The organism is Qipengyuania sp. (genome assembly GCF_048550555.1).
In the GTDB taxonomy this organism is placed as follows: Bacteria; Pseudomonadota; Alphaproteobacteria; order Sphingomonadales; family Sphingomonadaceae; genus Qipengyuania.
Window position 1 is genome coordinate 1 of record NZ_JBLYYF010000052.1, and the last position, 25881, is coordinate 25881.

Sequence of the window (25881 nt, forward strand, 5' to 3'; positions counted from 1 at the left end):
CAGCGGGCTGCTCCCCGATAGCTCAGCGGTAGAGTAGGTGACTGTTAATCACTTGGTCGTTGGTTCGAATCCAACTCGGGGAGCCACTTTTCTCATAAAATCAGCAGCAAGCGCACGCCCACCCAGGTGGTGAGCGCCGCCGTGCCGAGGCGGATCCAGCGCTGCGGCAGGTATTTGAGTGCCAGCAGGCTGCCGATCTGCCCGCCGATGGCGACCGCGACGAGCAGCGGCAGGCCGAAATCGGCGGCCGCACCCAGCCGGCCCGCCCCGCCCTTGAGCATTTGCCCCGCGAGGCCGAAGAGCGAGTTGACCAGGATGAACAGGCTAGCCGTCGCCGCGATGGCGCGCGCGCCGTGCCATCGCGCGAGGTGCAGCACGGGGGCGAGGAAAATCCCCCCGCCGATACCGACCAGCCCGGCGAGATAGCCGAGCGGCATCGCGACGACCGGCATCAGCCGCGCCCAGCGGGCAGGCGTCGCGACGCTTTCCTCGCGCGCGGGGAGGAGGAGGCTCAGCCCGGTCATCACGAGGCAGGCGCCGAGCATGCCGAGAAAGGCCTTCTCACCGATCGGCGTCAGCCCCCCGAGAAAGGCGACCGGCGCGGCCGTCGCCGTAAGCAGCAGCGCATCGCGCCACGGGGTGACCCGCGCACGGGCGAAGCGCATGGTGCCGCCCGCCACCACCACGATATTGCAGGCTAGCGAGAGCAGCGGGAGCAGGCGGTAGTCGACCCCGCCCAGCGCGAGCAGCGCGGTATAGGTCGATCCGCCACCGAAACCGACGCTCGCATAAAGCAGCGCGGTGACAAGGAAAGCGGCGGCGAGCAGGAGCATGCCGACTGCCTAGACCGGCAGCGCGGCGCGGGCTAGCATTGTGGCCAGGGAAGGGAACGGGCGGCGATGCGGGGAGAAGACATCCGGTTGGGGGAGGAACTCAGGTGCGCCGGCCCGGGCGATGCAGCCCGCTTGGGCGAAATCACTGCCGATGCCTTTCGCACCGATCCCTTTAACCTCTGGCTGTTCGGCCGGTTCGCCGGCATCCGCAACCTCTTCGACCTCCAGGCCCGGCGCATCTACGCGCCGCGCGGCTTTTGCTACACGTCTGGCGATGAAGGGGCCTGCATGTGGATGCTTCCGGATGGCGATGCCAGCTTCTCGCTAGGCGATTACGCCGCCTTCGCCGTCCGGACGGTCTTCACCTGCGGTCCCGGCGCGGTGCGCCGCGGGATAAGGACAGGCAAGGCGATGGAGACGCGCCATCCCGACTTCGAGCACGCCTATCTCTTCAGCATCGGCGTGCGTCCCTCGGCACAGGGCAAAGGGCTCGGCCGCAGGCTGATCCAGCCCGTGCTCGACGCCTGTGACCGCGCCGCCCTTCCCGCCTATCTCGAGAACTCCAACCCGGCGAACACCGGATTCTATGCCTCGTGCGGCTTCGAACCGCTGGGCGAGCCGATCCTTCCGCAGCCGGACAGCCCGCCCCTGCAACCGATGGTCAGGCAGCCCCGCCGCAGCTAGCGGCGAAGCCGCCAGCACGGCTCAGCCGCCGAGCGCGCCGTGGCAATGCTTGTATTTGTTGCCCGAGCCGCAGGGGCACGGCGCATTGCGGCTGATCTCCATCCCGGCATAGGGGTTTTCGCCCACCGCACCGCCCGGGCCGACCGCGGCACGCGGGCTCCCTGCCAGCGCACCGAACAGCGCCGCGCGCGATGCCGAACCGTCGCCGTCGTTCGAATCCTCGAGACCCGTCAGCGGATCAATGTGACCGGTGAGGAAATCGGGCAGTTCGGGCAGGTCGATCTGCGGCAGCGGAGCAGGTTCGACGAGTTCGAGGCGGATGAGCTTGCTGGTCACCTCCTCGCGGAGCTTGTCGAGCATGGTCTCGAACAGGCTAAAGGCTTCCTGCTTGTACTCGTTGAGCGGCTGCTTCTGAGCATGGGCGCGCAGGCCCACGACCTGGCGCAGCGCATCGAGCGTGGCGAGGTGATCCTTCCACTGGCCGTCGAGTTCCTGCAGCAGGACGCTCTTTTCGATCCGGCGCCACAGCGAAGGATCGGCGGCAGCGATCTTCCGGTCCACCATCGCATCGGCCTGTTCGACGAGGCGCTCTTCGATGATCTCGGGTTCGACCTGGTCTTCCTCGATCCACTGCTCGAGCGGAGCGTCGATGCCGAGCACTTCGGCGATCCGGTCCTTGAGACCGGCCACATCCCACTGTTCGGGATAGGAGCCCGGAGGGCACGCTTCGGCGACCAGCGAATTGATCGCATCGTGGCGCATCGCGACGACCACGTCGTCGACCGCTTCCGAATCCATGATCTCGGCGCGCTGTTCGTAGATCACCTTGCGCTGGTCGTTCATCACGTCGTCGTACTGAACCACCTGCTTGCGGATCTCGTAGTTGCGCGCCTCGACCTTCTTCTGCGCGGTCTCGATCGCCTTCGACAGCCACTTCGAACCGATCGCCTCGCCATCCTCGAGGTTCGAGTTCATCATCTTCGCAAACAGCGTGTCGGGGCCGAAGATGCGCAGCAGGTCGTCTTCGAGGCAGAGGTAGAAACGGCTGAGGCCGAGGTCGCCCTGACGGCCCGACCGACCGCGCAACTGGTTGTCGATGCGACGACTTTCGTGCCGTTCGGTGCCGAGCACGAACAAGCCGCCCGCCTCAAGTACCTTCTGCCGCTCGGCCGCGACCTCGGCCTTGATGCGATCGATCTCGAGGTCCTTCTTGGCCCCCTCCTCCATCTCGCCGAGCTCGTCGCCGATGCGGAAGTCGACATTGCCGCCGAGCTGGATGTCGGTGCCGCGCCCGGCCATGTTGGTCGCGATCGTCACCGCGCCCAGGCGGCCGGCCTGCGCCACGATATGCGCCTCGCGTTCGTGCTGACGGGCGTTGAGCACCTCATGCTTGACGCCTTCCTTCTCGAGAAAGGCGCTCAGTAGCTCGCTCTTCTCGATCGACACCGTGCCGACCAGCACGGGCTGGCCGATCTTCGATTTCTCCGCGATCGCCTTGGCGATGGCCTGGAACTTGTCCTGCGTGTTCTTGTAGAACTCGTCGTCCTCGTCGATGCGCTGCACCGGCACGTTGGTCGGAATCTCGACCACGTTCATCTTGTAGATGTCCCAGAACTCGGCCGCCTCGGTCGCGGCGGTGCCAGTCATGCCCGACAGCTTGGGATACATGCGGAAATAGTTCTGGAAGGTGATCGAGGCGAGCGTCTGGTTCTCGGGCTCGATCTTGACGCCCTCCTTGGCTTCCACCGCTTGGTGCAGGCCGTTCGACCAGCGCCGACCATCCATCATGCGACCGGTGAACTCGTCGATGATGACGACCTTGTCGTCCTTGACGATGTAGTCGATGTCGCGCTTGAACATGTGCACCGCGCGCAGCGCCTGGTCGAGATGGTGGACGACCTGCGTGTTCTCGACGTCGTAGAGGTTCTCGGTCTCGAGCAGCCCCTTCTCGATCAGCAGCTTCTCGACTTCCTCGGTGCCTTCCTCGGTCAGCTGGATGCTGCGCTGCTTCTCGTCCTTCTCGTACCAGTCGTCGGGGAAGGTCTTCACCACCTCGTCGATGGAGATATAGAGGTCGGACTTGTCCTCGGTCGGGCCCGAGATGATCAGCGGGGTCCGCGCCTCGTCAATCAGGATCGAATCGACCTCGTCGACGATCGCGAAGTTGAAGGGGCGCTGCACCATCTGGCCGCGCTCGTGCTTCATGTTGTCGCGCAGATAGTCGAAGCCGAGCTCGTTGTTGGTCGAATAGGTGATGTCGGCATTATAGGCCTCGCGGCGCTCGTACTCGGACAGGTTGGGTACGATCACGCCGATGGTCAGGCCGAGGAAACGGTGCAGGCGGCCCATCCATTCGGCGTCGCGCGCGGCGAGGTAATCGTTGACCGTGACGACATGGACGCCCTTGCCCTCGATCGCGTTGAGATAGGTCGCGAGCGTGGCGACAAGCGTCTTGCCCTCGCCCGTTCGCATCTCGGCTATTTCACCGCGATGGAGCACGATCCCGCCGACCATCTGCACGTCGAAGTGGCGCATGCCGAGCACGCGAACCGAGGCTTCGCGCACGGTCGCGAAGGCTTCGGGGAGGATATCGTCGAGCGTCTTGCCGTCGGCGAGCTGCGCGCGGAACTTGTCGGTCTGCGCGGCCAGCTCCTCGTCGGTCAGCGCCTGGAGCTGGGGTTCGAGAGCGTTGATCTGGTTGACGATCTTGCCGAGCGACTTGACGTAGCGGTCGTTCGACGAACCGAAGACGGCTTTCATGATGGAATTGAGCATGTGGGGGCCTTCGAGCCTTCCTGATGAATTCTATGGAGTGAGCGCCCGCTCACGCTGATCGTGGCGGACCGAAACGGGGTGCTTTTGGGAAGCGGGCGCTATTCGTAGGCGCGGTCGGCACCCAGCTGTACGGTCGGGATAACGACCGTGATAACCGGGGCGGGCTTGCAAGGCTTCGCGGTGCGCCGATTCGCGAGCGACTGGCGCACGGCGCCAGGACATTCGCAGGTGTCGCTCTTGCAGGGCCTTTCCGCGCCTGCGGCGAGTTCGACCCCTGCTCCCGCGTCGTACACCAGCGCATGCGCAGGAGCCCCCGCGGCAGCGAGGCCGGTGAGCAGCGCGAGCAAAGTGATCAGGCGACGAAGCATGGCCGGACCGATACGCATTCGCGGGCCGATTGTCCATGCGCGAGCGCGCATGTGGGCGGTCTGGCGGTAAGGCTTTACTAATCATAACCGCGATAGCACACCCTCAGTCGGGTGGTTGCTAGGGCAACACCGGGTCAGGGCGGGGAAATTCGTGAACGAGCAGACAATGGATGCGTCGGCAGCCGCCGATCGTAATGAGCAAACGATACTCGAAGGCGCCGCAGCGCGACCGATCGAGCGGCGGCTGGCACTCGCCGCCTTCCTGATGCTGTTCCTCGAGCTGGCACTGATCCGCTGGCTCGGCTCGAACGTCGTCCACCTGTCCTATTTTTCGAACTTCGTCCTGCTCGGATCGTTTCTCGGCATCGGGGCGGGTTTCCTGATCAGCCGGAAAAGCTGGTCGGTCTGGCCGATCACGCTACCGCTGCTCGCGCTGCTGGTGATCCTGGTGATCATCTTCCCGGTTTCGGTCGAGCGTACCGGGTCCGACATCATCTATTTCACCTCGCTCGAGATAAGCGGTCCGCCCGCCTGGCTCGCGCTCCCATTCGTTTTCCTGCTGGTCGCCGTCATCCTTGCCGGGCCAGCCGAAATGGTCGGGCGCTGCTTCGCCAAATTGCCGCCCCTCATATCCTATCGAAGCGATCTTCTCGGCTCGCTTGGCGGCATCCTCGCCTTCATTGCGCTCAGCTTCCTCCAGGCCCCTTCGCTGGTCTGGGGAGTTGTCGCGCTTGTCCCGATGATGATCCTGACCGCAAAGGATCGGAAGTTGCGGGCAGCGCTGTGGTCGGTGGGGCTGCTGATCGGGCTGGCCGTCGAGACGCTGCAGCCTGGGGTCGCCTGGTCGCCCTACTACAAGGTGCAATCCGAAGTCCTGGTCCAGGGCGAGCAGGAGCTTCTGCTGATCAAGGCCAATGGCGTCCCCCACCAGCTGATGGCACCGGCGCGCTGGAAGCTCGAACAGGGAGAGCGGATCTATGAAACGCCCTACCTGCGCCTGCCCCACAAGCTCGACGACGTTCTGATCATCGGGGCGGGATCGGGCTCGGATGTGGCGATCGCGCTCAGCAAGGGCGCGAAGCGCGTCGATGCCGTCGATATCGACCCGCTCATCATGTCTATCGGTGCCCGGTTCAATCCCGACCGGCCCTATGCCGATCCGAAAGTGACCCGTCACGTCAACGATGGCCGGGCGTTTCTCGAGAATACCGCCCGGCGCTACGATCTCGTCCTCTTCGCCCTGCCCGATTCGCTGACACTGGTGAGCGGAGCTTCGCAAATCCGGCTCGAGAGTTTCCTCTTCACCGAGGAGGCCATCGCCTCGGTCCGCCGTGTGCTCAAGCCCGACGGCGCGTTCGCCATGTACAATTACTACCGCGAGCCCTGGCTGATCGACCGCCTCGCGGGGACCGCGCACAAGGTCTTCGGGCACGAACCCTGCGTCGATACATGGGCCGATGCGCAGGCAGTCGTCAGCGTGGCGATGCAGGAAGGGTCGCAGAGCTGCGGCGAGCCGTGGACGCCTTCCTCGAACATCAGCACCGTCAGCGACGATGCCCCGTTCCTCTATTTCCGGGGCACCAATTTCCCGCCGGTCTACGCGATTACCATCGCCACGATCCTGCTCGCCTCGCTGCTGACCGTGCGCGTGCTGGGCGGGCCGTTGGGCACGATGCGCCCCTATGCCGATCTGTTCTTCATGGGCGCGGCCTTCCTGCTGCTCGAAACCAAGAACATCGCCACCTTCGCGCTGCTGTTCGGGACGACTTGGTTCGTCAATGCGCTGGTCTTTGCCGGGGTGCTGCTGGTCGTGCTCGCGGCGGTGGAAACCGAGAGACGCGTCAGGACCCCGCCGCTCAAGATCGTCTTCCTGGCGATGGCGGCGGCTCTGGCGGCCGCCTGGATCATCAAGCCCGAATGGCTGCTGCCGCTGGCGTTCTGGCCGCGACTGGCGGCGGCGACCATGCTCGCCTTCCTGCCGATCTATCTCGCCAACATCGCTTTCGCCAAACGCTTCCGCGAAAGCGGCGATTCGCAATCGGCCTTTGCCATCAACCTGCTCGGCACGATTGTCGGAGGATGCCTGGAATATGCGGCACTGTTCACCGGCTACAACAACCTGCTGCTGGTCACCGGCCTGCTCTATCTGGTGGCGTTCCTGCTCGTGCCGAAGGGCAGTGCGCGGGCGGCCTGATATGCGGCTGTAATCCGCTAGTCCCACTGCATCGCCGGCGCTTGCGAAGACGGATCAATCGAGCGTCCAGATCACCGTGCTGGAGTAGCTTCCCTCAGTGGGACGGTCAGAATCATCCAAGGCGGGATAGAACTTCGCCCGGGTGGCCACTGCGCTGCAAACACGCTTGTCCAGTTCGGGATACCCGCTCTTCTTCGTGATGGTACACTCGTCAACCTCGCCGAACGGGGTGACTGTCACTCGAAATTTGGTCTCCCCCTTGATGCCGCCGTCCAACGCGATTTGCGGATAGTCCTTGGGCAGTATCCAGGATTGCGGCGCAGTAGCGGGAACCGCACCGCGGGGTCCTTCCATGGAAGGCTCGATCATCTCCTGGTCCGGTTCTCCCCCGGTATGAATGTACCGCGAAGAGTAGGACAAATAGGCAAAATGCATGATCGCCCCAATCGCCGTACACAGGACGATCATTTTGTGAAGTGACTTCATTGGTGGACTGGACCCAATCTTGCTGCAGCAAATCGATAGCAAGCATTGCCCGAAATCATAGGCTGCCGAGCGCCGATGTGCACATCGCCCCACAAGCGGCACTCGGCCGCGACCGAGTGCCGCTTGCGGCGAACCGTGACGACAACTACGGCACACCGATGGACCTGGAACGCTCGCCGCTTGCTCGCCCCTTTCCCCAGATGCCGCCGATCGCCGGTGTGACGCTGCGCGTCGCGCGGGCCGGCTACAAGGCGTGGGACCGCGCCGACCTGACCTTCGTCGAACTCGCCGAAGGCACCTCGGTGGCCGGCGTGTTCACCACCAGCGCCTGCGCCTCGAGCGAGGTCGAGATGGGCCGGGAACAGGTGAAGCAGGGCCATGCGCGCGCACTGATCGTCAATGCCGGGAATTCGAACGCCTTTACCGGGCAGCGCGGACGCGAGGCGGTCGAACAGATCGTCGGGCAGGTTTCGGGAGCGCTGCACTGCGGTAGCGAAGAGGTTTTCGTGTCTTCCACCGGCGTCATCGGCGTGCCGCTCCCCAAGGACAAGGCGCGCGCCGGAGTTGAGGCGGCACTCGCCGCCGATCCCTGCGGCTGGGAAGACGCCGCGCGTGCGATCGGCACGACCGACACCTTTGCCAAGGGCGCCGTGGCGGCCGCGATGCTGGGCGGGACCCGTGTCGACCTGGCCGGGTTCATCAAGGGCAGCGGCATGATCGCGCCCGATATGGCGACCATGCTCGGCTATATCTTTACTGACGCAGCGGTTGCCCCGGCCTTCTTGCAAGAGATGCTGGCGAAGGCGAATGACGCCACCTTTTCCTGCATCACGGTCGACGGTGACACTTCGACCAGCGACACGGTGTTGCTCTTCGCCACCGGCAATGCGGGCACTCCATTGCTGGCCGGTTGGGACGATGCCGGCGCCGACGCCTTCTACGCGGCGCTGCTCGAGGTCTGCCGCGAGCTCGCGCAACTCGTCGTCCGTGATGGCGAAGGCGCACAGAAGTTCATCGAGATCGCGGTGAGCGGCGCGGCCGAAGATTCGAGCGCCCGCCGTGTCGGCCTCGCCATCGCCAATTCGCCATTGGTCAAGACCGCGATCGCCGGGGGCGATGCCAATTGGGGCCGCGTGGTCATGGCGGTCGGCAAGGCCGGCGAACCCGCGGACCGCGACCGCCTGTCGATTGGCTTCGGCGGGACCTGGGCGGCCAGGGACGGACAACCCCTGCCCGATTACGACGAGGCGCCCGTCGCGAAGCATTTGGAAGGCGAGGACGTCCGTATCGATGTCGATCTCGGCATCGGATCGGGCCGCGCAACCGTGTGGACCTGCGATCTGACGCACGGCTATATCGCGATCAACGCGGACTACCGCTCGTGAGCTCGCTCGACGCCGAGATCCTCGCGCTGATGGAGCGCGTGACCGAGCAGGCGATCCTCCCGCGCTATCGCAACCTCTCGGCGGGCGAGGTCGAAGACAAGGGCGGCAACGATCCCGTCACCATCGCCGACAAGGAGAGCGAGGCGCTGCTGCGCGAAGGGCTCGCCGCCATCGACGGCTCGCTCGCCTTTGTGGGCGAGGAGGCGGCCCATGCCGATTCCTCAATCCTCGAGCGGCTCGACCGGCCCTGCTGGATCGTCGACCCGATCGACGGCACGCGTAATTTCGCGCACGGCAAGCCGCCCTTCGGCATCATCGTCGCGCGCGCCGATGGTGGGATCGCGCGCTCGGGCTGGATCTACGATTGTCTCTCGGGACGGTTCTGCGTTGCGCACGAAGGCCAGGGCGCGAGCGTAAACGGCGAGCGCGTGATGGCCCGACCTACCGGACGAACCCCGCCCATCGGCGCGATCTCGCTTATCTTCATGAAAGAAGGGCGGCGCGAGGCAACCAAGCGGCACATCTCGCCCAACTACGAGCTGGTCGACATCCCCTTCTGCGCGGCGGAGCAATATCCGCGGCTGGCCCTGGGGGTGAACGACGTATCGATCTTCGAGCGCACGCTCGCCTGGGATCATGCGGCGGGCGTGCTGTGGCTCAACGAGGCGGGCGGAAAAGCGGCAAGGCCCGACGGGTCCCCCTATCGCGTCGACGAATGGGACCGACCGGGCCTGCTGGGTGCGGCGAGCCCCGCCCTGTGGGAAGAGCTCGCCGAACTATATGCGAAAATGGATTAAAGCGCGCCTTCAAGCCACTGCTTGAGCTGGCCTTTCGGCGCCGCACCGCGCATCTGCGCAGCCGGTTCGCCATTCTTGAACAGCACGAGGAAGGGGATCGACTGGACGCCCATGGCGCCGGGCACGTCGGGATTTTCCATGATGTCCATCTTGGCGATGGTGACCTTGTCGCCCAGTTCGTCGCTCAGTTCCTCGAGCGCGGGGGCGATCATCTTGCACGGACCGCACCAGTCGGCCCAGAAATCGACCAATACGGGCTTGTCGCTTTCGAGCACGTCGGACTTGAAGCTGGCGTCGGTGACGGCGGTGGTGGCCATGGGGTGTCTCCTGAAAATTCCTTCGGCTGACGATGTGGGCAGCCGGGTCGATTACGCAACGGGCGGCAGGGCAAAACTTTCCTGCGGCGCCGCAAACGCGCTCTTGTAGGCAGCCATGCGCGCGGGCGGCAAGACGAAGAGCCGCGGCGTCTGGGTATAGAGCACCGCCGCCTCGATCCGGTGACCCGGATAGATGACCTCCAGCGCCGCGACATAGGCCGCCATCTGCTTCATCGTCGCATCGGGAATGGCATCGAGCGTGGCGGGTGGGCGGCGCGCGGTCTTGAAATCGACCACCCGCACCGCCTCGGGCGTGACCAGCAGACGGTCGGCGGTTCCCATGACCACCTGCCCCTCGACAGTGGCGGCCAGCGGGACTTCGGCGAGTGCGTCGGGCCCGAACACCTCGGCGAAATCGGGATCGTCCAGTACCGCCATCGCACTGGCGAGCATCGCCTCGCGATCGGCGGCGGCGAGATCGGGCGCATGTCTTGCGAGCCAGCCACCCGCCCTGTCGGCCCGCTCGGGAGGAGCGACCTGGGGCAGGCGCTCGAGCAGCGCATGGATCAACGTGCCGCGCCGCGCCGCCTCACTCGCGCTGCCTGGCGGAAGTGGCGGGTCGCTGCCCTCGACCTCGCCCAACCCCGAGGGAGCCAAGGGACGTGGGGGCCGAGGCTCGGGGCCGACCGGACGCGTCGCCCAGCCGGGCAGCAGCGGCAGCTCTTCAACCGCGCCCCCTCTGGCGGCAGCCGGGACCGGCGGGGCGCGCTCGCCCAGCTCCCAGCGCGCACCCCAGATCGGATCGGCCAGCCCCTCCTCCTCGCCGAACAGCAGCTTGAGGCGCGCATACCAGCTGTCTTCATGCGGGCCGTTGCGCGCATCTCTAGGCCCGAGCGAGCCGATAATGAACAGTGCCTCCTGCGCACGGGTGAGCGCGACATAGAGCAGCCGCCAGTGTTCCTGCATCGCCTTGGCCGCCTCGACCTCGTCGGCGCGCGCAACCGGACCGACCCGTTCCTCCTTGCCGAGCGCGGGCAGCGGAATTTCGCGGGGGCGCTCCGCGCCGGGCAGGTCCTCGCGCAAGACCAGCTCGCCGGAACCGTCGGGGCGGATTGCGGAATCGGCGAGGATCACGATCGGCGCCTCGAGCCCCTTCGAACCGTGGACGGTCATGACGCGGACCTGGTCGCCGCCCGCGCCCGCCTCGCGCTTCAGCTCGCCGTCGCCCGCGTCGAACCAGCGGATGAAGCCCTGGAGGCTGGCTGTATGTGCGCTGGCATAGGCGTTGGCAGCGTTGAGCAGCTCGTCGATCGGATCGTTCGCCTCGCGGCCCAGCCGGGCGACGAGCCGCCGGCGTCCGTCGAGCGGGCCGAGCAGGATCCAGTGGAGCAATTGCTGCGGGCTGTCGAAATCGGCGCGGCGCAGGATTTCGAGCAGCGAAGCGACCGTCGCGACGACGAAGGGATGGTCGCTTTCACGCAGATGCTCCCACAACCGTACGCCGCGAGGGCGGTAGCCATGCTCGAGCAGATCTTCCTGGCGCCAGCCGAGCAAAGGCGAAACCAGCAGGCTGGCAAGCGTCAGGTCGTCGAGCGGCTGCGCGGCGAAGCGCAGCGCGGCCATCAGGTCCTTCACTGCCAGCGGATTGCCCAACCGCAAGCGGTCTACCCCGGCGACGGGCACGCCGTGCCGATAAAGCCGCGCAACGATCAGCGATGCGAGCTCGCGTCGCTTCTGAACCAGGATCATGACATCGCCCGCCGTGGCGCGACGCGCCCCGCCCTTCGACAGCGTGAAACCTTCGCCCGCTGGATCGAGCCAGGCTGCAACCTGCTGAGCGATGCGGTCGGCAAGTTTTCGGTCGTGGCGGGCGAGCCAGCCCTCGGCTTCGCCCTCTCCATCGTCGTCCTCCGCCTCCGCGACGCGGACCACCTGCCACAGGCCGACCAGTCCCGGCTCGCCGCTGCCGCTGTGCGGGTCGGCGGGCGTATCGAGGCCGAAGCCCTCGTATCCGATCGCCCCGATCGCGCGGTCGACGAAGCCGAGAACCTCCTGGTTGGTGCGATAGCTGCGTCCGAGCCCGTATTTTTCGAGCGGGCGGATGCGCGGACCGCCGCGGATCGAGCCCGCCGCTTCCGCAGCGCCGCTGATCTTCGCATCGAAATAGTCGCGCGCCTCGCGAAAGTTCTCCGGGCTCGTGCCCTGGAAACCGAAGATCGCCTGCTTGTAGTCGCCCACCGCGAAAATCGTGCGGACCGCATCGCCGCGTGCGCCCTCGCCGTCGAAATAGTCGCTCGTGAGCGCCTTCACGATCGCCCATTGCGCGGCATTGGTATCCTGCGCCTCGTCGACGAGGATATGGTCGAAGCTGCGATCGAGCTTGTAGCGAATCCACTCGGACATCGTGCTGTCGGACAGCAGCGTGGCCGCGCGGGCGATGAGGTCGTCGAAATCGACCAGCCCCTCGCGCTCCTTCGCCTTGTCCCAGGCCAGCGCAAATGCGCGCCCCGCCTCGAGTTGCGGCGCGAGAAACGCGGCGAGATCGAGCAACGCGGCGCGCTCGCGCACCGCCCCGACGGCCTCGGCCACACGATTTTGATTCCCTGGCAACGAAGGATCGACCTTCTCGGCGCCCACCATCTTGCGCGGCGTACCGTCCTTTTTCAGGAGCGTGTCGAGGAAGCCATCGAGCCGGTCGAGCCGTGTTCCGACATCGCATGCCAGCCAGTTTTCGAGGAAGTCGGCACACTGCTGCCCGGTCTTGGCCGACCAGCCGCGCGTCGCTGCGAGGCAGGCGCGCAGGGAGGCGACCGGGAAAACCTCGTCCGAGCACGCCTCGGCCACCCAGGCCGCGTCGGCATCGGCGGGAATGCCCAGCAGGCGATGGACGCGGGGCCGCATCGGCGGCTGCCAGCTTCCCGGGCCGTGCCACAGGTCGCCGTGCCTCGCGCAGCGCATCATCCAGCCGCGTACCGCGTCGGGCCCCTTGCGCTTGCTCATCTCGGCGATCGCCCCGGTAACGCGAGGATCACCCTCGGTCAGCAGATCGGCGAGCACTTCGCGGCTCAAAAGGTCGCGCTCGCGATCCTCCATCGGGCGCGTCCCGGGCAATATCCCCGCCTCGCCCGGGAAGGCGGCGAGGAGGTATTGCGCGAAGGCGTGGATCGTATCGATGCGCAGCCCGCCGCCGGGGCAATCGAGCACGCGGGCAAAGAGCGCGCGGGCGCGGGATCGCGTCTCGGGATCGGCAGGCGCGCCGAGGAAAGCCAGTTCGCGCCCCAGCTGCGCGTCCTCCATCCGCACCCAGCGCGCGAGCACGGCATTGACACGCACCGCCATCTCGGCCGCGCCCGCCTTGGTGAAGGTCAGGCACAGAACCTGCGAAGGATCGGCGCCGGGTTCGAGCAGCAGCCGCAGCACGCGCGCCGAGAGCACCTGCGTCTTGCCCGTTCCCGCGCTTGCCGAGAGCCACACGCTGCCGAGCGGATCGACCGCGAGCCGCTGCTTGTCCTGCAGTTCGTAGACCGCCCCGCTCATGCCCCTTCCCCGCCATCCTGATGCGCGATCCATTCGTCGAGCCGCATCAGCTGGTCGTAGGTGTCGTAGCCTTCGTAATTCGGGTTTTCGCGCGCGGTGAAGGCATCTCCGCCCTTGATGAAGTGGGTGATCGCCAGCGCCAGCTTCTCCGCGGTCAGCGGCAGGAAATCCTCGGGCGCCACGCCCGACCGCTTGTTGCCGACCTTGAGCGGCACCTCGACATAACCGAAGCCGTGCGGATTCTCGGACTTGGCCTTGCCGAGCGACCAGTATTCATAGGCACCCGGATCGCCGGCGAGCCCGTCGAACCCGCCGCGTTCGGCGATCAGGCCAAGAATGCCGAGCTGGAGCGCGAAGCCCGCCTCGACTCGCGCGGCGCTCGGCGGCGTGCCGGTCTTGTAATCCACGATGGCGAGGCTGCCGTCGGCGAGCCGGTCGATCCGGTCGGCACGCCCGTGGACATGCACGCCCTCGAAGGTCATCGCGCCCTTCTTTTCGACCGCGAGCACGCGGCGGTCCTCGTAGGCGGAGACGGTGTCCTCGATCCATCGCAGAGCCGCCTCGAGCCGCGGTTGCCACAGCCCCCGCATCAGCGGGTCGGCATTCTCCTCGTCGAGCACCGCCTCCATGGTCGGCGCGAGCCTGGCACCATCGTCCTTCTCGCGCGCCTCGTGCCAGCGTTGCAGGATCGTGTGCGCGACCGTGCCCTGCCACGGCGCCGAAGGTTCGGCATCGAGCGCGTCGAGATCCTTCAGTCCCATGATCCGGTCGGCGTAGAACTGGTAGGGATCGCCCAGCAGCCGGTCGAGCGCGGTGGCGGAGATGTCGACGTCGCGCTGCTCGGGCGCGGGATCGGGCGCGGGCCGCGCATAGCGCGGAGCAGCAGGCGCGCGCGTCATCGCGCGGGCGAGTTCCAGCGCCGCGGTCTCTTCGTGAGCCTCGAGCTGCTCGCCCAGCAGCGCCTGCACGCGGAGCAGAAAGCGCGAGGGTATGGTCGGCCCTGCCTCGTCGCGCTGTGCGTGCGAGAGCACGACTTCGGGCGCGCCCATCGCCCCGGCGAGGTCGTGGGCCGAGAGGCCGATGCGAAAATCGGCGCCGGGCACCCCGAGCGCGCGCAGTACTGGCGGGGCGAGCAAGGCGTCGACCCCGCCACGGGTGGGCCAGACGCCCTCGTTGAGGCCAGCACAGATCACCAGCTCGGCACGGTTCATCCGGCTTTCGAGCAGGCCGAGCACCTGGACGCGCGCATGCCCGCCATAGGGCGGGCGCACCGCGATCTGCTCCATCGCGTCGCGCAGTGCGATGTGGGCTTCGCCAGGAGCGAGCGTGAATCCGGCCTCGCGCGCTTGGAGGCGCACCTCCTCGACGAATGTGGCGAGCGAACGCCCGTCCTCACGGCCCCATAGTGTCTCGCCGCACAGCGCCTCGCCGCTTGCGACGAGCGCATCGAGCAGATCGGCCAGCGCGATGCTTCCCTCATCGGCCAGCGAGAGCAGCGGGGCGAGCGCCGCCTCCGCCACCGCATACCACTCCGCCACGCGCGGATGGCGCTCCGCCAGTTTCGCCACGATCGCCGCCACCGGCGCAAGTCCGCCGGACCTGCGAGGTCCGCGCAGCGCGCGTTCGACCCGGCGCAGCTGGCGCAGCCAGGCGCCGCGCTCCATCCCGCCATCGACAAGCGGGTGGCCCAGGAGCCCCATCAGCGGTACCGGGGCGGCGCCATCCGCCATGACCTCGGCGAGCAGCAAGACCAGCCGTCCCGCCGCCGTCTGCGACAGCGGGCGCCCCGCCGAATCGTCGGTGGCGATGTTCCAGCGGTCGAGGTGATGCACCACGCGCCGCGCCAGCCCGCGATCGGGAGTAATCACGGCGACACGTCTCTCGGGCTGTGCGACCGCTTCGCGCACCAGTAGGGCGATCGCCTGTGCTTCCTCTTCTGGATTGGCCGCCGTCATGATCCGCACGCCCGACAGGCGGCGCTTCTCGGGCGGCAGCGCGACCCAGCTCTTGCTCGCCTCGGGTGGCAGGAACAGCGAGCCGATCGCATGGCTACGCTCGGGCGGCGCCGCAGCAAGCCCCTTGCGATGCCAGGGCTGCACCTCCTCGCGCGCCACGCCCATGCGGTTGAGCAGCAGCTTGAGATGGTACTGCGGGTGAGTGACCGCATCCTCGCGCGCGAAGGGCGTGTCGCCCGGACCGGGCGCCGCCCCTGCACGGCCGAGTTCCTCCCACACCGCCGGCGGCATCGTCAGGTCGAAATCGGGCAGGATCACCGCCCCGTTGTCGAGATCGGCGATGACGCGCAGCAGTCTCGCCAGAGAGGGCGCCGCGCTGGTCACCCCCGCAGCAACGATGGGCGTGGCGGGGGGGTGCTCCTTCCACCGGCGTGCCGCACAGTCGAACAGGCGATTGCGCCGCGCCGCTGCATCGAGCGCATCCCATTCCTGCAATCGCGCCAGCCACTTGGACTGCACAGTTGCGAAAAGATGGAGACTTCTCTGCCAATGGTCCGACAGCGATCCGAAGAGATCGAGCACGGGCTCGCCCACGAGTTCTTCGGGGCCCACGCCCTCAACCAGCAACCGGTCCATGGTCGCCCCGGTCTCGCGCGCGAGCCGCAGCAAGGTCGCCCCGCCGGGGGCGTCCTCGCCCATGGTCTCGGCAATCAGCCCGGCCAGTGCGAACAGCCGACGCTGCGGATCGACGGCGGGCGGGATGTCGGCCGCACCCAGCGGGTCGAGCAAGGGTCCGAGCATCTCGTCGAGGTCGAGGTCGCCGACCACCGCCATGCGCGGCATCAGCAGGCCCGGCGAACCGGTCTCGCCCGCGTGACGGATAAAGGCCTCGGAAATCGTCCGTCGCGCGCGGCTGCTCGGGACCAGCAGCGTCAGCCGGGCAAGGCCGAATTCGGGATCGGCGTAGCGCGGGACGAGACCCGCCACCAGCGCATCGGCGAAACCGCGATGCGCGGCGATCGAATAGAGCCTGGGCGCTGTCCGCTCAGCCACCCGTCAGGGCCTGTTCGGTCGGCCGGATATGCTCCGGCGTACCGACTTCGTACCACTGCCCGGTGAAGGCCACGCCGAAGAGGCGCCCTTCCTCGATCGCGCGATCCCACAGGACATTGGTCGAGAACGAACCGTCGGGCGCCTCGCGCAGCAGCCGATGCGAGACGAGCTGGATGCCGGTATAGATGAAGGGCGCGATCCGGCCCGGTTTCTTGCGGCTGAGCCGCCCCGCCCCGTCCATGTAGAAATCGCCGGTCCCGTCGAAATTGAACGCCCGTGCATGGGTCACGACCAGCAGCAGCGCGTCCATCCGCTCCGGGTCCCATTGCGCCGATAGGTCGGCAAAGGCGTTGCGCGGCCCGTCGAGCCAGATGCTGTCGGCATTGCAGGCGAAAAAGGGGTCGGGAAGCTGCCCGGCGGCCTGCGCCTTGGTCATGCCTCCGCCGGTTTCGAGCAAGTGGTCGCGCTCGTCCGAAAAGCTCACCTTGGGCAGCGCGCGATGGCCGATATGCGCCTCGATCGCATCGGCGAGATAGTGGACGTTCACCACCGCCTTCGCCACGCCCGCCTCTTCCAGCCGATCGAGTGTACGGTCGATCAGCGGCTTGCCCGCAACACGGACCAGAGGCTTGGGTGTCGCCGCCGTGAGCGGACGCATGCGCTTGCCCAGCCCCGCGGCCATCACCATGGCGGTATCGGATGCGAGCTGGGTCACCGGATTTCCCCACCGAAGCTGTCGCGGATCTGCTGCGGGATATTCGCGGCGAACCATTCGGCCACCGGCTGCAGCGCCAGATGCGTCAGATCGCGTTCCATCGCTTCCCACACGCGCGGGATCATCGCCAAGTAGCGGTCCTTGCCGTCGCGCTTCCACAGGCGGGTGAAGATGCCCACTATCTTGGCGTTGCGCTGCGCGCCCAGCAGGGCGTAGTCGGCCTCGAAATGCTCGCCCGGATCGGTCGCCGCACGGTAGCGACCGAGCATCTCATGCTCGAGATCGGCCGAGACGTCGCGGCGCGCGTCCTGCAGCAGGCTGACGAGGTCGTAGGCCGGATGCCCGACCAGCGCGTCCTGAAAATCGATCAGTCCCTGTTCGCCGGCCAGCTTGCCGGGTTCGAGCAGCATGATGTTCTCGGCATGGTAATCGCGCAGCACGGTGACCCCGGGCGTCTGGCGCGCCAGCAGTGGTTCGAGCGCCGCGATCCACGCCGCGCGATAGCCATCCTCGTCGACCTCAAGCCCCATTGCCGGGCAATACCATTCGGTCAGCAGCAGCGCCTCGCGCAGGTAGGTCGCCATGTCATAGGGTTCGAAAGGACCGGGCGGCAGGCTGTGCAGCTGTACCAGCGTATCGATCGCCTTGGCGTAGATGTCGCGCTCGTCGTCGGGGTTCTCGTCGATCCACTCGCGCATGCGCTGGTCGCCGAAATCCTCGGTCAGCACCCAGCCCACAGTGGCATCCTCGATCAGGATATGCGGCGCGCGCAGGCCGTTCTCTTCGAGCCAGTGCGCGACATGAAGGAAGGGTCCCGGGTCCTCGTGCGGGGGCGGCGCATGCATCAGCATGGCGCTTTTGCCGCCCAGCCTGATGCGGAAATAGCGGCGGAAGCTGGCGTCGCCGATCAGCGGCGCGATTTCCGCGCCTTCCCAATCGGTATCGCCCAGGAAGTGATGAATATCGTCGATTAGCGCGTCGCTCATGGCCAGCGGCTTTGCCAAGATGCGCCGGGGGTTACAACGGCTTCACGCCCGTCACCCACTTTTTCGAGATCGATCGACAGGCAGGCCGCCTCATGCGCGAACCCGCCCGCTTGATCGGGCCATTCCGCCAGCAGCGCCGCGCCTTCGCGGTAGTCGTCCAGACCCAGTTCCTCGACTTCGCCCGGGTCTTCGAGGCGATAGAAATCGGCATGCACCACCGGCAGCCGCAGGCCGTCGTAGGTCTCGACGATGGTATAGGTCGGAGAAGGCACTTCCCCCCGGTGCCCCAACGCAGCAAGGATCGCACGGGCGAGCGTGGTCTTGCCCGTCCCGAGCGTACCCGACAGCGCGACGACATCGCCGGGCGCGAGCCGCTCGGCGATCCGGTGGCCGAAAGCCTCCATTGTCGCGAGATCGGGCAGCGCGACTCTCACGGCAGGATGATCGTGGCGCTGGTGCCGGCATCCTTGCGGCTATGGATTTCGAGCGTGCCACCATGCGCTTCGATCAACTGCCGGGCGAGCGGGATGCCCAGCCCCTGACGCCGCTCGATCCCCTTGCCATCGGGCGACATGCGAATGCCCTCAAGCGCGCGGGCGAGTTCGTGCTGGCTCATTCCCCGGCCGTTGTCGGAGATCACGATCCGGGTTTCGTCCCGCTTGCGCCCGATCTCTACCACGATCCGGCCCCCGCGCGGCGTGCCGTTGATGGCATTGTCGAGCAGTTGGGAAATCGCCCGGCGCAGCTGGTGCGGATCGGCCGTGACCGATTTGTCGGGATTGCCCTTGAGGTCGAGCGTCAGCCCACTGTCGAGGATCCGCCGCTCCTGCTGGCGGACGATCTGGGTGACGAAGGGCATGAGTTCCAGATTGCTCCTGCGCAGGGGCATGAGGCCGGCCTCGGATTGCGAAAGATCGAGCACGTTCTCCACCTGCTCGGTCAACTTGCCCACCGAGAGCGAGATCGCCTGCGCATATTCCTTCGCCTGCGGCGTGAGTTCGCCCGCGATGCCGCTGGTCAGCAATTCGGCGAAGCCACCGATCGAAGTCAGCGGGGTGCGGAATTCGTAGCTCATATTGGCGAGGAAACGGGTCATTACCGCGTCGGCTTCCTCCAGCGCCCGGTTGCGCTCGCGCAGCGCCTCTTCGGCCTGTCGCGAGGCGGTGACATCGAGCACGGTCAGCATGCCGTTGCCGTCGGGTAGCGGAACCCCGGTGAAATCGAGCGTCCGCCCGTCGGCAAGCTCGATCCGGCCATTGCTCTTCTTGCGATCGAGCGTCGCCGCGCGAATGACCTGGTTGACCCGCGAGATGGCTGCCGACTCGGCGAGATTGGCGGCAATGGCGGCGAGCAGGTCTTCGGCCTGCGGATGGCCGTCGAGAACCTCGGGATCGATGCCCCAGGCCCCCGGGAAACCGCGGTTCCACAGTTCGAGGTGCCCGTCGGGCGCAAACACCGCCAGCGCCTCGAACAGATTGTCGAAGGTCGCCGTGCGGGTCCGCAGCAGCGTGTCGCGCGTCGCCGACAGCGCAAGTTGCTCGGTGCGGTCCTCGGCGATCATCACCAGCCCCCCATCGGGAAGCGGCTGCGCGACGATGCGCATATGCGTGCCGTCCGAGAGCGGCCAAGGCTCTTCATGCGGTTCGTCGCGCAGGAACCATTCGGCCAGCTCGCTCCGCCAGGCGGGAAAGTCGCGCACCTCGGGAATGCGGCCGTTTTCGCGCGCGATGAGCAGCATCTGCTCGAAAGTGGTGCGGTCGTTGACCACGCCCGGAGGCAGCGAGAACACACGGTGGAAGGGCTGGTTGGCGAAGGTCATCCGATGCCCGGCGTCGAACTGCGCCACGCCGATCGAGAGCTGGTCGAGCATCGAGCGCTGGGCTTCGCGGAAGGCGCGGAATTCGCGTGCCTGCTCCTCCATCTCCTCGATGTCGACCGCATAGCCGGCAATCCCCTCGCCCATCAGGGGGAGATCGGTGACGCGGATGGTCCGCCGCGCGCGATCGATCGTCGCGCTGACGATGCGCTCGATGGGCTGGCGGCGGTCGGAAGCCTGCTGCGCGACCTGCGCGGCGGTGCGGCCGTTGACGGTCTCGACCAGCTCGACCTGATCGGCCACCACCTGATCGGCGCTTTCCGCACCGACCGCGGCGACATAGGCCTGATTGACCAGCCGCAGGTGCATGTCGCCGCCGCGGAACCACATCGGCATGGGCGCGGCCTCGATCAGGCCAACCAGCGCGCCGAAATCCTCGCGCGCGCGGGCCGCTTCTTCGCGCAGCAGCGCCAGCTCCGCCTCGCTTTCGCTGAAGTCGAAGACCCACACCAATGCCGCGCCGCCTGGCGATACCGCAGGATCGGCCAGCGTTCCGTGGAGCGCGAGCGACTTGCCTGAACCCGGCGAGAGCGTGATCGCCATGCGGAACGGCTTGGCGGTCTTCTGGGTTCGCCGCACCGCGCGGGTGAGATTCTCGACCTGCTGCTCTGACAGGCCGCGCCCGTCCAGTCCGGACAATTCGCTGAGATATTCGGGGACCTTGTCGAGCCCGATCCAGCGCGCCAGCCGGTCGGGGGCCTCGATCCGTCCGTCGGCGCGAACCAGCAGAGGGATTGCCGGGCCTTCCTCGATCAGTCGCGACAGGCGCTGCGCGGCCTTGCGGGAGGAGAGCGATTTCTGTTCGCGCGTGCTGGCGCGCAGCATCACCCACACCGCCCCCGCGGTCCACAAGGCCAGCAGGAGGCCGAGCACGGCCATCAGTGCGGGTGAGCTTTCCATTACCCGCCAGCTATGCGGACGCGCGCGGGAGTGCAATGCCCCCGCGCGCGTTCATGCGCTTGTATTTCCGCCGATTGGCGCAATCAGTAGCGGTAATGCTCGGGCTTGAACGGGCCTTCGACCGGCACGCCGATATAGTCGGCCTGCTTCTGGCTGAGCTGGGTCAGCTTCACGCCAAGCTTGTCGAGATGCAGCGCCGCGACCTTCTCGTCGAGATGCTTGGGCAGGACGTAGACGTCGTTCTCGTATTCGTCGCCCTTGGTCCACAGCTCGATCTGCGCCAGCGTCTGGTTGGTGAAGGAGAAGCTCATCACGAAGCTCGGGTGCCCGGTGGCGCAGGCCAGGTTCACCAGTCGGCCCTTGCCGAGCACGATGATTTCCTTGCCGTCCGGGAACTTCACCAAATCGGTCCCGGGCTTGAGCTCGTTCCACTCGTAATTGTCGAGCGCCGAAATCTGGATCTCGCTATCGAAGTGGCCGATATTGCAGACGATCGCCTTGTCCTTCATCGCCTTCATGTGCTCGGCGGTGATGACGTGCTCATTGCCCGTCGCAGTGACGAAGATGTCGGCGACCTTCACCGCTTCTTCCATGGTCACGACCTCGAAACCGTCCATCGCCGCCTGCAGCGCGCAGATCGGGTCGATCTCGGTGACCAACACGCGCGCACCGCCGTTGCGGAGCGACTGGGCGCTGCCCTTGCCGACGTCGCCGAAACCGGCGACGCAGGCCACCTTGCCCGAGAGCATCACGTCGGTCGCGCGGCGGATCGCGTCGACCAGCGATTCGCGGCAACCGTAGAGGTTGTCGAACTTCGACTTGGTGACGCTGTCGTTCACGTTGATCGCCGGGAACGGGAGCTTGCCCTGCTTGGCAAGGTGATAGAGGCGATGGACGCCGGTGGTGGTTTCTTCCGAAACACCCACGATGTTCTTGACCGACTTGCTCAGGTAGCCGGGCTTGGCGGCGACGAAGGCCTTCAGTGCGCGCTGGAACTCGATTTCTTCCGCATTCTGCGGCTCGGGGAGTTCCTCGCCCGCTTCGATGCGCGCGCCCCACAGGGCGAACATGGTGGCATCGCCACCATCGTCGAGGATGATGTTGGCGGTCTGGTCGGCATCTTCGTCGGTCGACCAGTCGAAGATCTTGCCGACGTAGTCCCAATAATCGGCCAGGCTCTCGCCCTTGATGGCGAAGACCGGGATGTCCTTCGCGGCGATCGCGGCGGCGGCGTGGTCCTGCGTCGAGTAGATATTGCAGGTCGCCCAGCGCACGTCGGCGCCGAGCGCGACGAGCGTTTCGATCAGCACAGCGGTCTGGATCGTCATGTGCAGCGAACCGGTGATGCGTGCGCCCTTGAGCGGCTTGGCGGCATATTCCTCGCGCAGCGCCATCAGGCCCGGCATTTCAGTTTCGGCGATGGCGATCTCGGCGCGGCCATATTCGGCCAGCGCAATGTCCTTGACGACGTAATCGGTAAATTCGGTCACGAAAGAATCCTCGGCTTGCGGGTTGGGGGCACCGCACAGGGAAAAGGGGCGGTCACCATATTGGTGCCGCCCCTAGCCCGTGATCGACAAGAGGGCAACGCCCCCGATAACGTCGCTTCGCAAGGTGCCTCAGCGGGCCGCGGACCACCCCACGCGGCTCGATACCGAAGCAAGCAGCTCGACAGCCGCGATCCGCAGGTTGGCCGGATCGCGCGAGGCGGCGAGATCGGTGGTGATCTGCTTGAGTTCCCGGCACCCGAGCCAGGGATGGCCCTGGCCATATTCATTGGCCATGCCGACGCTGATACGGTCGAGCGCGCGCTTGGCGCCGCTTGCCCCGTGCTGGTTCACCAGGCCCGCCTCGAGCTGCCTGGCGGCACCGTTCAGCGTCGACAGATGGTTGGCCGAGAACTCGCGGTACTGCGGCTGGAAATCGTCCGCTCCCATGCGGCAGCGCAGCGATGTCACCATCAGCATGATGTCGAGGCGGCGCAGATTCTCGGCGTCGCTCGAACCCGAGGCGCTGGCCGAAGCGGGCGCGAGAAGGAGTGCCGCGGCACTGGCCGCAGCGGCGATAGTCTTGACGAAATGCATGTCCCTGATCTCCCTGGCGGGCCGATCCCTTGGCCCGCAGGACGCCAGCATCGCTCCAGAGATTTACGGGAAATTGAAGCGGCGCAGTAAAGCGAACTTAACCACGTCGTCGAGGTTGCGAAGCCCGTCGGGCAGGCCTACCTCACCCACGGACGGGAAAGACGGAGTTTCGAATATGACGATTTCGGTGGGTGACAAGCTGCCCGATGTGACACTGGTCAAGGCGACCGAGAACGGCCCCGAAAAGGTCAGTTCGTCGGACTATTTCAAGGGCAAGAAGGTGGCCCTGTTTTCGGTACCCGGTGCCTTCACCCCGACCTGCTCGGCTCGCCACCTGCCCGGCTATGTCGAGAAGGCCGACGAACTGAAGGGCAAGGGCGTCGACGAAATCGTCGCCACTGCGGTCAACGATGCCTTCGTCATGGGCGCGTGGAAGAGCGCGGCGGGCAGCGACGACATCACGATGCTGGCCGACGGCAATGGCGACTTCGCCGAAGCGGTGGGACTGACCATGGATGGCTCGGGATTCGGCCTGGGCAAGCGCGCCCAGCGTTATTCGATGGTGGTCGAGGATGGGGTCGTCACCCAGCTCAACGTCGAAGCGCCGGGCGATTTCTCCGTCTCGAGCGCGGAGCACATGCTCGGCCAGCTCTAGCGACGCCCAAATCTTCGATACGGATACGCCCCGCCCCGGCCCTGCGCCGGGCGGGGCATGTTCATTCCGGCTCGCCGCCTGAACACTCTGCCCCCTTCGGGTCGCGCCGAGGGGAATCGGGAGCCGTCAGCCGTAGCCCATCAGCTTGAGAACCTCCTCGCGGCTGCGATGGTCGTCGAGGAAAGTGCCCATCATGCGGCTGGTGACCATGCCCACGCCGGGCGTGCGCACGCCGCGCGCGGTCATGCAACTGTGCGAAGCCTCGATCACCACGGCCACGCCCTGGGGCTGGAGATTCTCCCAGATGCAGTCCGCCACCTCGGCGGTCAGGCGTTCCTGCACCTGCAGGCGGCGGGCAAAGCCGTGTAGCACCCGCGCCAGCTTCGAAATGCCGACCACGCGATCGTTGGGCAGGTAGGCGATCGCCGCCTTGCCGATGATCGGCGCCATGTGGTGCTCGCAATGTGACTGGAACGGGATATCCTTGAGCAGCACGATCTCGTTGTAGCCGCCGACTTCCTCGAACACGCGGCTCAGGTGATGGGCCGGGTCCTCCTCGTAGCCGACGCAATATTCCTTCCACGCGCGGGCCACGCGTGCCGGGGTATCGAGCAGCCCCTCGCGCGAGGGATCGTCGCCCGCCCATTCGATGAGCGTGCGGATCGCCTCCTGGACATGTTCGGGCACCGGCGGCTTGCCGCGCGGTTCGTCCTCGTCGGGTCCGACTAGGCTGCTCACGTTTTCCCTTTCCTCCTGAACCTCTCGCGAAAGCGCGCGAGCCTGCTCCCCTTGCGGAAAAGGCCGCCCTTTGCAAACGGCTCGAACATGTCGTCCGGATCCTCGGGATCGAGCAGGGCGCTGTCGGCCAGCTTTTCCTCGACCTCGTTGAGTTCTGGACGGTGGTAGCGACGAAGGTTGCGCGGCCCGTCGTCCTGCGATTGACGGATCAGTTCCGCCATCGAGCCGTGGCGCGCGAGCAAATCCGCCACCTCGTCCTCTTCGAGGCCGCAATGCTCGGCCAGCAGCGAGTGGCGCAGCGCCGCAATTCCGGTCCGTGCGTGGTCGTTGCCCGGCCGGGTCGCATCGATGAAGACGTCGCATTCGCTGTCGAGCCCCATCGAACGGTTGTTGAGATTGGCCGAACCGATCCGCACGATCTCGTCGTCGACGATCATGATCTTGGCATGGACGTAAATCGGCGTGTCTTCAACGAAGGGCGACCAGAGCGAGAAGCGCCCCTTCTTGTCGGCCGCCTCGATCACCCGAATGAGTTCCGCACGCGCGTGATCCATCGCCTGCTGCTCGAGCCAACCGTCCGCGTGACTGGGATGGACGATCACGATTTCAGGGGGATCGTCCTCCTGCAATCGGGCGATGATCGCCTCCGCCACGGCGCGGGAGGCGAAATACTGGCTCTCGGCATAGATGAACCGCTTGGCCTCGGCGATCTGGCGCAGATAGAGCTGCTTTATCTCGTCGACCTCGTCCCAATCACGATAGGCGGCGCGGGTCCGCGCAATGCCGACCTCGACATCTTCGAACTGGGCTTCGAGCGCGTCGGGCCATGGCGTGCCGGGTCGCTCGTCGCTGTCGGGCAATGCAGCTCCGCCGGCGCATATCCAACGGTCTTCGCCCAATTCCGCGAGTGCCGGAGCGATCTCGCCCTCCATGATCATCGCCGCGTCGTGCCACGGGCCATAGGGGTGCCCGCGCGGTGTCTTCCGGCGCGGATCATCGACCTTGTGCTCCCTCGTGTCCCAGCGCTGGTCGGTCATGTCGATTCCGCCGCATACCGCCACGCGGTTGTCGAGCACGGCGATCTTCTGGTGGTGCGTGCATCCGACCGGATGCGCGGTATCGAATTTGAAGGTGATCCGGCGGTGGCGCATCCAGCGCAGGACGTCCCACCACATCGAGGCGCGCCCGATCGTCGACAGCGCTCCGACGGACCATTTGAGGATGCGCACGTCGAGATCCGTCCGGTGGCGCACGAGCCAGGCGATGAAACTGCCGAGCCGAGAGGGATAGCCGCGCTTCCACGGGCGCTGCCACCAGCGCCGCCCGCGATCGAGATGGATGCGCGTATCGAAGTCCCACCCGATCAGCAGGATGCGATTGCGCGAATTGAGCATCGCTTCCTGCATCAGGGCGAAATAGTCGGCCGCGTCGACGACCACGCTGGCCCTGCTGGCCCGGGCATAGCGCCATACCCCGGGCTCGACCGAAGGCTCCAGCCGCGAGACCCGGCTCGGGTCCCCATCCTGTTTCGCGTTCACGCGCC

20 protein-coding genes and 1 tRNA gene are annotated in these 25881 nt (G+C 66.4%); 6 read left to right on the forward strand and 15 right to left on the reverse strand.

The window, feature by feature from the left end; translation table 11 throughout:
- The first annotated feature begins 11 nt into the window (after positions 1-11).
- A tRNA-Asn gene (locus tag ACN4E0_RS13535) sits at positions 12-86 on the forward strand.
- A 6-nt stretch (positions 87-92) separates the two neighbouring features.
- Here ACN4E0_RS13535 and ACN4E0_RS13540 read toward each other — a convergent pair.
- Complete coding sequence (locus tag ACN4E0_RS13540; RefSeq protein WP_419568668.1) at positions 93-833, reverse strand: sulfite exporter TauE/SafE family protein; 741 nt, start codon at positions 831-833, stop codon at positions 93-95.
- A gap of 132 nt (positions 834-965) precedes the next feature.
- Here ACN4E0_RS13540 and ACN4E0_RS13545 point away from each other — a divergent pair, with 132 nt between their 5' ends.
- Complete coding sequence (locus ACN4E0_RS13545; protein WP_419568670.1) at positions 966-1517, forward strand: GNAT family N-acetyltransferase; 552 nt, start codon at positions 966-968, stop codon at positions 1515-1517.
- A gap of 21 nt (positions 1518-1538) precedes the next feature.
- Here ACN4E0_RS13545 and secA read toward each other — a convergent pair whose 3' ends face one another.
- Positions 1539-4292, reverse strand: a complete 2754-nt coding sequence (secA, locus tag ACN4E0_RS13550; RefSeq protein WP_419568672.1) for a preprotein translocase subunit SecA — start codon at positions 4290-4292, stop codon at positions 1539-1541.
- Between the two features lie 98 nt (positions 4293-4390).
- On the reverse strand, positions 4391-4660 hold the full coding sequence (locus ACN4E0_RS13555) for a hypothetical protein (protein ID WP_419568674.1): 270 nt from the start codon (positions 4658-4660) through the stop codon (positions 4391-4393).
- Positions 4661-4811: 151 nt separating this feature from the next.
- Here ACN4E0_RS13555 and ACN4E0_RS13560 point away from each other — a divergent pair, with 151 nt between their 5' ends.
- Positions 4812-6854, forward strand: coding sequence for a spermidine synthase (locus ACN4E0_RS13560; RefSeq protein WP_419568676.1), 2043 nt, complete (start codon positions 4812-4814; stop codon positions 6852-6854).
- 54 nt (positions 6855-6908) lie between these two features.
- Here the strand turns inward: ACN4E0_RS13560 and ACN4E0_RS13565 are convergent, their stop codons facing one another.
- Entirely contained in the window at positions 6909-7340 is a 432-nt protein-coding gene (locus tag ACN4E0_RS13565; RefSeq protein WP_419568678.1) for an energy transducer TonB, read from the reverse strand.
- A gap of 158 nt (positions 7341-7498) precedes the next feature.
- Here ACN4E0_RS13565 and argJ point away from each other — a divergent pair, with 158 nt between their 5' ends.
- Both argJ and ACN4E0_RS13575 read left to right on the forward strand, forming a co-directional pair.
- Positions 7499-8725: a bifunctional glutamate N-acetyltransferase/amino-acid acetyltransferase ArgJ gene (gene argJ, locus ACN4E0_RS13570; protein ID WP_419568680.1), complete on the forward strand. Its 1227-nt coding sequence runs from the start codon at positions 7499-7501 to the stop codon at positions 8723-8725.
- 29 nt (positions 8726-8754) lie between these two features.
- The gene (locus ACN4E0_RS13575) at positions 8755-9522 is read left to right on the forward strand and encodes an inositol monophosphatase family protein (protein WP_419568757.1); all 768 of its coding nucleotides are present in this window, start codon (positions 8755-8757) and stop codon (positions 9520-9522) included.
- On the opposite strand, the gene trxA is transcribed toward ACN4E0_RS13575, so the two are convergent.
- The 9 genes from trxA to ACN4E0_RS13620 form a co-directional block, all read right to left on the reverse strand.
- A complete protein-coding gene (gene trxA, locus ACN4E0_RS13580; RefSeq protein ID WP_221603678.1) occupies positions 9519-9839 on the reverse strand; it encodes a thioredoxin in 321 nt (106 codons plus the stop codon). The two genes, ACN4E0_RS13575 and trxA, sit on opposite strands and share 4 nt — an antisense overlap.
- A gap of 51 nt (positions 9840-9890) precedes the next feature.
- On the reverse strand, positions 9891-13376 hold the full coding sequence (addA, locus tag ACN4E0_RS13585; protein ID WP_419568682.1) for a double-strand break repair helicase AddA: 3486 nt from the start codon (positions 13374-13376) through the stop codon (positions 9891-9893).
- Positions 13373-16384, reverse strand: coding sequence for a double-strand break repair protein AddB (addB, locus tag ACN4E0_RS13590; RefSeq protein WP_419568684.1), 3012 nt, complete (start codon positions 16382-16384; stop codon positions 13373-13375). Before addB ends, addA begins: the two co-directional genes overlap by 4 nt.
- Positions 16377-17099 carry a nucleotidyltransferase family protein gene (locus ACN4E0_RS13595; protein WP_419568685.1) on the reverse strand — a complete coding sequence of 241 codons (723 nt, stop codon included), beginning with the start codon at positions 17097-17099 and terminating at the stop codon, positions 16377-16379. Before ACN4E0_RS13595 ends, addB begins: the two co-directional genes overlap by 8 nt.
- Positions 17096-18085, reverse strand: coding sequence for an aminoglycoside phosphotransferase family protein (locus tag ACN4E0_RS13600; RefSeq protein ID WP_419568687.1), 990 nt, complete (start codon positions 18083-18085; stop codon positions 17096-17098). The genes ACN4E0_RS13595 and ACN4E0_RS13600 overlap by 4 nt, the downstream gene beginning before the upstream one ends.
- Positions 18082-18519, reverse strand: coding sequence for a tRNA (adenosine(37)-N6)-threonylcarbamoyltransferase complex ATPase subunit type 1 TsaE (gene tsaE, locus ACN4E0_RS13605; protein ID WP_419568688.1), 438 nt, complete (start codon positions 18517-18519; stop codon positions 18082-18084). Before tsaE ends, ACN4E0_RS13600 begins: the two co-directional genes overlap by 4 nt.
- On the reverse strand, positions 18516-20861 hold the full coding sequence (locus ACN4E0_RS13610) for a PAS-domain containing protein (protein ID WP_419568690.1): 2346 nt from the start codon (positions 20859-20861) through the stop codon (positions 18516-18518). Before ACN4E0_RS13610 ends, tsaE begins: the two co-directional genes overlap by 4 nt.
- 83 nt (positions 20862-20944) lie before the next feature.
- Positions 20945-22351 (reverse strand): adenosylhomocysteinase, encoded by a 1407-nt coding sequence (gene ahcY, locus ACN4E0_RS13615; protein ID WP_419568692.1) that lies wholly within the window; start codon positions 22349-22351, stop codon positions 20945-20947.
- Between the two features lie 129 nt (positions 22352-22480).
- Entirely contained in the window at positions 22481-22945 is a 465-nt protein-coding gene (locus tag ACN4E0_RS13620) for an S-adenosyl-L-homocysteine hydrolase (protein WP_419568694.1), read from the reverse strand.
- Between the two features lie 175 nt (positions 22946-23120).
- Between ACN4E0_RS13620 and ACN4E0_RS13625 the strand changes: the two genes are divergently transcribed.
- On the forward strand, positions 23121-23600 hold the full coding sequence (locus tag ACN4E0_RS13625; RefSeq protein ID WP_419568696.1) for a peroxiredoxin: 480 nt from the start codon (positions 23121-23123) through the stop codon (positions 23598-23600).
- Positions 23601-23726: 126 nt separating this feature from the next.
- On the opposite strand, the gene folE is transcribed toward ACN4E0_RS13625, so the two are convergent.
- Together folE and ACN4E0_RS13635 are read right to left on the reverse strand one after the other, a co-directional pair.
- The gene (gene folE, locus ACN4E0_RS13630; RefSeq protein WP_419568698.1) at positions 23727-24338 is read right to left on the reverse strand and encodes a GTP cyclohydrolase I FolE; all 612 of its coding nucleotides are present in this window, start codon (positions 24336-24338) and stop codon (positions 23727-23729) included.
- Entirely contained in the window at positions 24335-25876 is a 1542-nt protein-coding gene (locus ACN4E0_RS13635) for a phospholipase D-like domain-containing protein (protein WP_419568700.1), read from the reverse strand. Before ACN4E0_RS13635 ends, folE begins: the two co-directional genes overlap by 4 nt.
- Positions 25877-25881: the final 5 nt, after the last annotated feature.